Origin of the sequence: Microbispora sp. CL1-1, from assembly GCF_012034195.1 — a bacterium.
Taxonomy (GTDB): domain Bacteria; phylum Actinomycetota; class Actinomycetes; order Streptosporangiales; family Streptosporangiaceae; genus Microbispora.
Genome location: NZ_JAATEK010000019.1, coordinates 132180 through 141721, shown reverse-complemented (window position 1 = coordinate 141721; position 9542 = coordinate 132180). Strand labels below are relative to the sequence as shown.

At 71.6% G+C, this 9542-nt stretch carries 5 protein-coding genes and 1 pseudogene; 3 read left to right on the top strand and 3 right to left on the bottom strand.

What is annotated here, in order from left to right; all coding sequences use genetic code 11:
- Positions 1-240: 240 nt before the first annotated feature.
- Together HCK04_RS43710 and HCK04_RS22475 are read right to left on the bottom strand one after the other, a co-directional pair.
- On the bottom strand, positions 241-1470 hold the full coding sequence (locus tag HCK04_RS43710) for a Gfo/Idh/MocA family oxidoreductase (RefSeq protein WP_205830575.1): 1230 nt from the start codon (positions 1468-1470) through the stop codon (positions 241-243).
- Positions 1467-2483: an aldo/keto reductase gene (locus tag HCK04_RS22475; protein ID WP_142649342.1), complete on the bottom strand. Its 1017-nt coding sequence runs from the start codon at positions 2481-2483 to the stop codon at positions 1467-1469. Before HCK04_RS22475 ends, HCK04_RS43710 begins: the two co-directional genes overlap by 4 nt.
- 101 nt (positions 2484-2584) lie before the next feature.
- On the opposite strand from HCK04_RS22475, the gene HCK04_RS22470 reads away from it, so the two are divergent.
- From HCK04_RS22470 to HCK04_RS22460, 3 genes are all read left to right on the top strand, one after another.
- A complete protein-coding gene (locus HCK04_RS22470; RefSeq protein ID WP_142649341.1) occupies positions 2585-3019 on the top strand; it encodes a MarR family winged helix-turn-helix transcriptional regulator in 435 nt (144 codons plus the stop codon).
- 167 nt (positions 3020-3186) lie between these two features.
- Positions 3187-4983, top strand: a complete 1797-nt coding sequence (locus tag HCK04_RS22465; protein ID WP_142649340.1) for a discoidin domain-containing protein — start codon at positions 3187-3189, stop codon at positions 4981-4983.
- 17 nt (positions 4984-5000) lie between these two features.
- Complete coding sequence (locus tag HCK04_RS22460; RefSeq protein ID WP_142649339.1) at positions 5001-8501, top strand: discoidin domain-containing protein; 3501 nt, start codon at positions 5001-5003, stop codon at positions 8499-8501.
- Positions 8502-8531: 30 nt separating this feature from the next.
- Here the strand turns inward: HCK04_RS22460 and HCK04_RS22455 are convergent.
- Positions 8532-9424 (bottom strand): annotated as a pseudogene (locus tag HCK04_RS22455) (MBL fold metallo-hydrolase).
- Between the last annotated feature and the right edge of the window lie 118 nt (positions 9425-9542).

Sequence of the window (9542 nt, the reverse complement as noted above, 5' to 3'; positions counted from 1 at the left end):
CGAGTAAGGCCGAAGGCACGGGGGTGAGCGATGCGCAGCGCAGGCCCGGGCGGCGCGCGGACAGGCCCAGCGGCTGCGGGCGTGAGGCGAGAGCAGGCACCGGACGACGCACAGTGCAGGGCCGCGCGGCTGCGGGGCTCGGCGGCCGGGGGGCCACGGTCAGGGCCGCGCGATACGGGCAGGCGGCCGGGGGCCACGGTCAGGGCCGCGCGATACGGCCAGGCGGCTGAGGGGCCGTGGTCACGGCGTCGTGACCACGGACTCGATGCTGCGGTGCCGTGCGGCGCCGTGCGCGAAATCGGGCACACCCGAGGCGCCACCCGAGGTCCCGCCCGAGGTGTCGCCGAAGGCGCTGGAGCCGCGGCCCAAGGCCTGGCCCAAGGCGCTGCCCGAGGCGCTGCCTGAGCCGCCACCCGAGATGCCGCCCTCACGCAGGTCGTCAAAGAACCGCTGGTAGGCGTGCGAGACCGCGAAGGCAGGCGCGTCGGCGCGGGGGTCCAGCCCGGGGACGCGGATGTAGGACTCGGGCACCGTCAGGGGAGCGAGCCCGGTGGATGCCCCGCGGCTGCCTTCGATGGTGATCGGGCTGAGCTGGAGATGGCCGATCGGGGCGGTGACGACGAGGTCGCCCTCGGTGCCGTTGATCTCCCAGCGGAAGTTGGTGCCCCGGGAGACGCCCCCGCGGTAGTGGACGGCGAGCACCGCGCCGCCCGGCAGCCGTCCCGAGGCCACCACCTGGTCCGGCGCTGTCATGGGCACGGGCCGTCCGGTCCCGGTGTCCACGGCCGACGTACGGCGGGACGCCAGGTCGATCCGCAGTTCCTCGGGCTCGCCCAGGACGGACGCGAGCCCGTCGAGGGTGTGCGCGAAGGGGATGGTCAGCAGCGTCATGCCGTTGGCGGCGTCGAGCACGTGGTGGTCGCCGGGGCCGACGGTGCCGCCCCACGCGCCGCCGGAGCCGACGACGGTCGTGGACAGCACCTCCCCCACGTAGCCGTCGGCCACGAGATCCCGCAGGTAGGCCAAGGCCGGGTGCGACCGCGCCTGAAGCCCCACGATGGTCGGCACCGCGCGGTCGCGCGCCTGCCGTGCCATGTCCTCGGCCTCCGCGAGCCCGTTGCCGAGCGGCCACTCGCACAGCACGCTCTTGCCGGCGTCGAGCGCGGTCCGCACCAGCTCGCGGTGGTGCGGCACCTTCACCGCCACGACCACGAGGTCCACCTCGTCGCAGGCGGCCAGCTCGGCGGCCGTCCCGAAGGTGCGCGACACTCCGTGCTTGTGCCCGGAGCGCTCCGCCGATTCCTTCGAGCTCGTGCTCAGGGCCCGCAGCTCGTATCCCGGGACGGCGCGCAGGGCGGGCAGGTGGGAGCGCTCGGCCCAGCTTCCGTTCGCCCCGAGTCCGATGATCCCTACGCCGATGCGCGTGCCTGACCTGGCCAGCTCGGCGAGGCGTGACGTGGAGGTGTTCATGATGTGTGGCCTGTCCTTTCGCTGTCCAGCAGGGTCATGAGGGGTGCGGCGTACCGGGTCCCGGCCACCGCGCCGGCAGGGACGGCCTCGTCGATCGCGCGGAGGTCCGTGTCGGTCAGGGTGACCTCGGCCGCGGCCAGGGCCTCCTCGATGCGACGCGGACGGCGGGCACCCAGGACGGCCACGATGGTGCCGCGCTCGCGGTTCTGCGCGACGACCCAGGCGGTGGCGAGTTGCGCGACGCTGATGCCGTACGCGCCGGCGAGTGGCCGCAGCCGGTCGACGAGGGCGAGGTTCGCGGCGAGATTGCCGGGATGGAAGCGGGGCAGCCAGTGGGCGCGCGGGTCGCCTCCGGCGGGCTGCCGGTAGTCGCCGGTGAGCAGGCCGTGCGCGAGCACCCCGTAGGCGGTGACGCCGATCCCCAGCTCGCGGCAGGTGGCGAGGATGCCGTTGGTCTCGGGGTCCCGGCTGAACAGGGAGTATTCGATCTGCACATCGCAGATCGGGTGTACGGCGTGGGCACGGCGGATGGTCTCCGGCCCCACTTCGGAGAGCCCGATGTGGCGCACGTACCCGGCCTGGACCAGCTTGGAGATCGCGCCGATCGTGTCCTCGATCGGGGTGTCGGGGGCGAGGCGCGCGGGGCGGTAGACGTCGATGTGGTCGGTCCCGAGGCGGCGCAGCGAGTAGGCGAGCGCGTTCTTGACGTGGGCGGGCCGGCCCTCGATGCCGACGAAGGCTCCGTCAGGGCCCCGCAGAGCGCCGAACTTCACACTCAGGAGCGCCTTGTCGCGGTCACCGGGGCGCAGCGCGCGGCGGATGAGGTCCTCGTTGTGGCCCATGCCGTAGAAGTCGGCCGTGTCGATGAGGGTGACGCCGGCGTCGAGGGCCGCGTGGATCGTGGCGATGGCGTCGGCCTCGTCGGCGGGGGCGGTGTGGTCGGACATGCCTGCGCAGCCCAGGGCGATGGGGGCGACCCGAGGGCCGCCGGTTCCAAGAGGTCGGGTGTGCATGGACCCTCCTGCGGGCGGGAGATGTGGACGCGCCGACAGGGCCGCGATTACGGCCGTCTGTTAGCGTTGACATCTCAACATTAGGTCAGAGGAGTGTTGATATGTCAACATCGGATAGACAGTCCGCCGACGGCGAGTCGGGGCCCGTCGACTTCTGGGTCGCCTTCAAGCGCGCCCATGAGGTCGTCCGGGCCCGGGTGATCGCGGACACCGCCGAGGCGGCAGGCCTGTCCGAGCCGGACCTGACGATCCTCGTCACCCTCGCCAAGGCGGGCGGCGCCCTGCGCCAGAGCGAGCTCGCCGCGTCGCTCGGCTGGGATCGCACCCGCGTCTCCCATCAGCTCACCCGCATGAGCGGCCGCGGACTCGTCACCCGCGAGCGCGCGGGCGGCGTCATGGTCGCCCTCACCGACGCCGGGCGCGCCGCCATCAATTCCGCACACCCCGGCCTGGACGCCGCCGTCCGGCGCCACTTCACCGACAAGCTCTCCCCACAGGAGATCGAGACGCTGGCCGCCGTGTTCGACCGGCTGTAGGCCCGGAACACCGGCACCCTGACACCGACACCTACACCGGCACCGGCACCGGCGACCTCATGATCATTTCCTTGCATACTAAATTCAAGTATTGACCTAAGTGTCGAAGGCGATCATCCTCTGGGGCAGGGCTCGCTCCCTTCACCCCCCGAAGAGGAATCGCCATCATGAGCAAGCGTTCGACGATCCATCCCACGCGACGCGCCCTGACGGCCGTGCTCAGCGCACTGGCCCTGGTCGTGGCCTGCGTCGTCGCGGCGGCGGCCGGGTCAGCGCCGGCCACGGCCGCGCCCGCGCTGCTGTCGCAAGGAAAGACCGCGACGACGTCGTCCACCGAGAACGCCGGCACTCCGGCGTCGGCCGCCGTCGACGGCGACACCGGCACCCGCTGGTCCAGCGCGTTCAGCGACCCGCAGTGGCTCCAGGTCGACCTCGGCGCCTCGGCGACGCTGAGCCAGGTCGTCCTCACCTGGGAGGCCGCCTACGCCACGGCCTTCAGGATCCAGGTCTCCGACAACGCCACCACCTGGACCGACGTCTACTCCACCACCAGCGGCACCGGCGGCACACAAACCCTCAACGTGACCGGCTCGGGCCGCTACGTCCGGGTCTACGGCACCGCCCGCGCCACCCCCTACGGCTACTCGCTGTGGGAGTTCCAGGTGTACGGCACGACGTCCGGCACCGCGTGCGGCACGGCCGACGCCGCCCAGGGCAGGCCGGCGACCGCCTCCTCCGCCGAGAACGCCGACACCCCGGCGCCGGCGGCCGTCGACGGCAACGGCGCGACCCGCTGGTCGAGCGCGTTCAGCGACCCGCAGTGGCTCCAGGTGGACCTCGGCTCGGCAAAGACGATCTGCAAGGTGGTCCTCGCCTGGGAGGCGGCGTACGCCACCGCCTTCAAGATCCAGGTCTCCGACAACGCCACCACCTGGACCGACATCTACAGCACCACCACCGGCACCGGCGGCACACAAACCCTCAACGTGACCGGCACCGGCCGCTACGTCCGCGTGTACGGCGCCGCCCGCGCCACCGCCTGGGGCTACTCGCTGTGGAGCTTCACGGTGAACACCACGGGCGGCTCGACCGACCCGACGACCGATCCGACGACCGATCCGACGACCGGCCCGACCACCCCGCCCGACGCCTTCTGGGGCGACACCTCGAACATCCCGGCGGCCCAGAACGTCGTCATGGTCAAGATCCTCAACCGGACCAACGGGCAGTATCCCGACTCGCAGGTCTACTGGAGCTACAACGGCCAGGTCCACTCGATCGCCGAGCAGCCCTACTTCGACATGCCGGCCAACACGGCGGGCCGCATGTACTTCTACCTCGGCTCCCCCAACAGCCCTTACTACGACTTCATCGAGTTCACGGTCGGGCCCTCGGTCTTCAACGGCAACACGACCCGGGTGGACGCGTTCGGCCTGAAGCTCGCGATGCGCCTGCACGCCCGCGACGGCTACGACGTGGCGGTCGGCGAGGACTACGCCACCTTCGCCGAGTCGCGCGCGGCGACGTTCCAGCGGTTCATCGACGAGGTGCCGGCCGAGTTCAAGCCGCTGGCCCAGGTGGAGGCGCCGTACCGCATCCCGGCTCCGGGCAGCGCGTCGATCTTCCAGCCGGGCGGGGTGTACGCGAACTACTTCACCGGGTACGCCGCCCAGCAGGGCGTGACGGCGACGACCTCGCAGGTCACCGGGTGCGCCGGGCCGCTCTCGGAGGCGCCGCAGATGTGCGCGGCGCTCAACCGGCACGTCGCCGGGCTGTCCGACGCCCAGCAGTCGGACCCGTCGAACTACTACAAGGCCGCGCCGGCGAACTACTACGCGAAGTTCTGGCACGACCACGCCATCGGCAAGCTCGCCTACGGCTTCCCGTACGACGACTACGCGGGCCAGTCCTCGTTCATCTCGCACGGCGACCCGCAGTGGCTGCTCGTCGCGGTCGGCTGGTAACGCAGGCAGGAGACGCCATGAGACATCCCCTCACGTTCCGGCGCGGGCTCTCCCTGATCCTGGCCGCGGCGCTCGCGCTGGTCGCGAGCGTCGTCGCCGGGCCCGCGTACGCCGCGCCCGTCCTGCTGTCACAGGGCAAGACGGCGACGGCCTCGTCCGCCGAGAACGCCGGGACACCCGCCTCCGCGGCGGTGGACGGCGACACCGGCACCCGCTGGTCCAGCGAGTTCGCCGACCCGCAGTGGCTCCAGGTCGACCTGGGCACCTCGGCGACGCTGAGCCAGGTCGTCCTCAACTGGGAGGCCGCCTACGCCACGGCGTTCAAGATCCAGGTGTCCGACAACGCCATCACCTGGACCGACATCTACAGCACCACCACCGGCACCGGCGGCACACAGACCCTCAACGTGACCGGCTCGGGCCGGTACGTCCGGGTCTACGGCACCGCCCGCGCCACCGGCTGGGGCTACTCACTGTGGGAGTTCCAGGTCTACGGCACGACCGGCACGTCGTCGGGCTGCACCGCCCCCAACGCCGCGCTGAACCGGCCCGCGACCACCTCGTCCACCGAGAACGCCGGGACGCCCGCGTCGGCGGCTGTGGACGGCGACCCCGGCACCCGCTGGTCCAGTGAGGCGGCGGACCCGCAGTGGCTCCAGGTGGACCTCGGCTCGGCCAGGACGATCTGCAAGGTCGTCCTGACCTGGGAGACCGCGTACGCCACCGCCTTCAAGGTCCAGGTGTCCGACAACGCCACCTCCTGGACCGACATCTACAGCACCACCACCGGCACCGGCGGCACACAGACCCTCGACGTCAACGGCACCGGCCGCTACGTCCGTATGTACGGCACCGCCCGCGCCACCGGCTGGGGCTACTCACTGTGGGAGTTCGCCGTCCACGCCGACGGCGGCGGCCCCACCGACCCCCCGCCGACCGACCCGCCGACCGACCCGCCGACGGGCACGCCGATCTCGGCGTACAAGCAGGTGACGGCGTCGTCGTGGGAGGGCGGCAACGCCCCGGCGGCGGCGCTCGACGGGCGGACGACGACCCGCTGGTCGAGTGAATACTCCGACGACCAGTGGCTGCGGGTGGACCTCGGCGGCGCCGCCCACATCACCGGCGTCACGCTCAACTGGGAGTCCGCGTACGCCACCGGCTATCGGATCGAGGTGTCGGCCAACGGCACGTCATGGACGCCGATCTACACCACGACCAGCGGCAAGGGCGGCGTCGAGAACCTGAGCGTCACCGGCGACGGCCGCTACGTCCGCTTCGTCGGCACGGCGCGGGCGACGGGCTACGGCTACTCGCTGTGGGAGTTCCAGGTCTTCGGCACCGTGGACACGGCGGCCACGACCGCTCCCCTGCTGTCCCCGCCTGCCAAGGCCCCGGCTACCACCGGCCAGTTCGCGCTGTCGGCTCCCGCCGACAAGGCCATGATCACCGACACCCGGCGGCCGGCGTTCTCCTGGGCGGCCGTCTCCGGCGCGGTGCGCTACGAGGTCTGGCTGAACGTCAGCCGCACCGACTACGACTTCACCGCCTCGGGCAACCTCATCGACCTCTACACCAAGGTCGCCGAGCCGACCGGCACCACCTACACGCCCACCTGGGACATCCCCGACCGGTGGACGTACAAGTGGTACGTCGTCGCGGTGAGCGGCTCGGGCGCCAGGACGACCTCGAACATCCGCACCTTCAGCCTCTATCTGCCCGACATCGAGCAGGTCGCCGACGGCGTCCCGATCGTCCAGGGCGCCCGTGACCTCAACAAGAACGGCACGATCGAGCCGTACGAGAACTGGCGGCTGCCGATCGAGACCCGCGTCAACGACCTTCTCGGCAGGATGACCCCCGAGGAGAAGGCGTACCAGATGTTCTACAACGCCCAGACCTACCCGCTGTCGGGGTGGCACTTCGGCCCGGCGCTGCCGAACGACCTGCACGCCGTGCTGCTGGCCGCGTCGGGGACCCGGCTGGGCATCCCGCCCGTCTCGGCGGGCGACACCATCGCCGGATATCAGACCACCTATCCGCTGCAGAGCACGCTCGCGGCGGGCAAGGACTACGCGCTCGACTACAAGCTGGGCGACATGCAGCGCCGCGAGGAGCTGGAGGTCGGGGCGCGCGGCGTGCTCGGCCCGCTGGCCGAGGTCGGCACCAAGGTCCTCTACCCCCGCATCCAGGAGGGCAACGGCGAGAACGCCGACGTCGCGGCGGCGCAGGTCCGCGCGCTGGTGGCCGGGCTGCAGGGCGGCCCCGAGCTCAACCCCGGCTCGGTGCTGGCGACCGTCAAGCACTGGCCGGGTGAGGGCGCGGGCGGCGAGGCCGGCATCACCTACGACGCGGTGACGATCAAATATCACATGATCCCGTTCAGGGCCGCGATGGAGGCCGGTGCGGTCAACATCATGCCGGGCTACGCCGGGAGCTCCTACCTCGACCCGGGCGGGTCGGGCGCGGGCGACAGCAAGCCGATCCTCGACTACCTGCGTGACAACCTCGGCTACACCGGTCTCATCACGACCGACTGGCTGCCGTCCACGGTCTGGGTCAAGGCCGCGAACGCCGGCTCGGACGTGATGGGCGGGGCCGACCCCGGCGCGGAGGGGTTCACGATGGCGACCTTCCTCGCCAACGTGCCCATGGCGCGGATCAACGACGCGGTGACCCGGATCCTGCGCCTGAAGTTCACGCTCGGCGTGTTCGAGCGCCCGTACGGCGACCCGGTGAACGGGCCCTACCGGTTCCACCAGCCGTCGTACGTCGCGCTCGCCAACCAGGCAGCCCGGGAGTCCGACACGCTGCTCAAGAACAACGGCGTGCTGCCGCTGAAGCTCAAGGCGGGCGACAACATCGTGGTCGCCGGTCCGCGGGCCACCGACGGCACGGCCTGCTGCATCTGGACGAGCTACTTCCACGAGGAGTACGGCTCGAAGACCCTGCTGGACGCGGTCAGGGCGCGGGCGGCCACCGAGGGCGTCAACGTCTATCAGGACACCGGGCCCTCACCCAAGCTGGCGATCGTGGCCGTCGGCGAGCCGACCTACACGCACGCCACCGCCTGGGTGAAGGAGCGACCCCAGTTGCCCGCCGACCAGCTTGCCGTCATCCAGAACTTCAAGAACCAGGGCATTCCGGTCGTCGTTGTGCTGACCCTTCCCCGGCCCATCGTCATCAGCGAGTGGAACGGCCTGGCCGACGCCATCGTGGTGACGTACCGGGGTGGTGAGGAGGTCGGCCCGGCCACGGCGAGCCTCCTGTTCGGCGACTACACCCCGCGCGGGCGCCTGCCGTGGCAGCTCCCGCGCAGCCTCGACCAGATCCTCAAGCCGGGCGGCGGCGACGTGCTCGAAGACGCGGTCGAAGACTGGAACCTCCCCTACGACCTGGGCGCGACCGCCGCCCAGCGTGCGGAGATCCGGGCCCGCATCGACGCGGGCCAGACCGTCCCCACCACCTACGGCGACCCCCTCTATCCGTACGGAGCCGGCCTGCAGGGCTGGTCGTGACGCCGATCCCAGACTGATCTCGGACTGATCTCAGACCGAGGTCGGCAGCGGCCCGCCGTGCCAGGCCATCGCGTCACCGAAGGCGGCGAGGAGATCCACCTCGCCGCCTTCGGCATCGGCGTAGGCGCGGTGCAGGTTGAGCACCAGGCGCTCGGCGTCCGCCCATCCGGCGAACTCGCCCAGGTCGGCGGCCTGCGCGGCGGCGAGCGGGGTGAGCCCGCTTTCCCGTCCCGTCCGGGCGGTGTCGAGGACGAAGCGGTAGTAGCGCTCGTGCGCGGCCAGCACCTCGGGCAGCTCGGCGGCGGTGGCGAGCGGGCCGTGGCCCGGCACGATGTGCTCCGGCTCGAAGGCCGCCAGCCAGTCGAGCGACCGCAGCGCCCCCTCGACCGACCCCATCAGCACCATCGGGGTCAGCCCGTTGAACAGCAGGTCTCCCGCGAACAGCACGCGTTCGCCGGGAAGCCACGCCACCACGTCGCCGGGGGTGTGGGCGGCGTGGCCGGGGTGCCGCAGCTCGACGCGGTGCGTCCCCACATGCACGGTCAACTCGGAGCCGAAGACCACCGTCGGCGGGCGGCGCGTCACCTGTCCCCAGTCGGGCACCGGCGCCCACACCGGCGGGCAGCCGTCGATGATCGGATCGACGAGCAACGCCTCTCTCATCGCCGCGTGCCCGAAGACGACCGTGTCGTCCGGGAGCAGGCTGTTTCCGTAGCAGTGGTCCCCGTGCTGGTGGGTGTTCACCGCCATCCTGACCGGGGCCCCGCCGGTCGCCTCGGCGACCGCGCCGAGGAACCGCCGGGTGCGCGCCTCGGTCGCGCAGGTGTCGACGATCAGGACGCCGTCGTCGCCCGCCACGGCCCCGGCGTTGTTCACCCACCACGTGCCGTCCGGCTGACCCAGGCGAAGATCCCTGGTGCCATCTCATGCAGCCCAACCTCGTGCAGCCCCGCCCCGCCGGCCCGCTCCACCACGCTCACGATTCCTCTCGTCGACGTCCTGTCCAGGGGGGACCCTATCGACGGAGGCCCCCGTCACCGC

Excerpts from the sequence above, each read along its gene's own strand:
- HCK04_RS43710 (WP_205830575.1), bottom strand. The coding sequence starts at position 1,470 with ATGAACACCTCCACGTCACGCCTCGCCGAGCTGGCCAGGTCAGGCACG.
- HCK04_RS22475 (WP_142649342.1), bottom strand. The coding sequence starts at position 2,483 with ATGCACACCCGACCTCTTGGAACCGGCGGCCCTCGGGTCGCCCCCATC.
- HCK04_RS22470 (WP_142649341.1), top strand. The coding sequence starts at position 2,585 with ATGTCAACATCGGATAGACAGTCCGCCGACGGCGAGTCGGGGCCCGTC.
- HCK04_RS22465 (WP_142649340.1), top strand. The coding sequence starts at position 3,187 with ATGAGCAAGCGTTCGACGATCCATCCCACGCGACGCGCCCTGACGGCC.
- HCK04_RS22460 (WP_142649339.1), top strand. The coding sequence starts at position 5,001 with ATGAGACATCCCCTCACGTTCCGGCGCGGGCTCTCCCTGATCCTGGCC.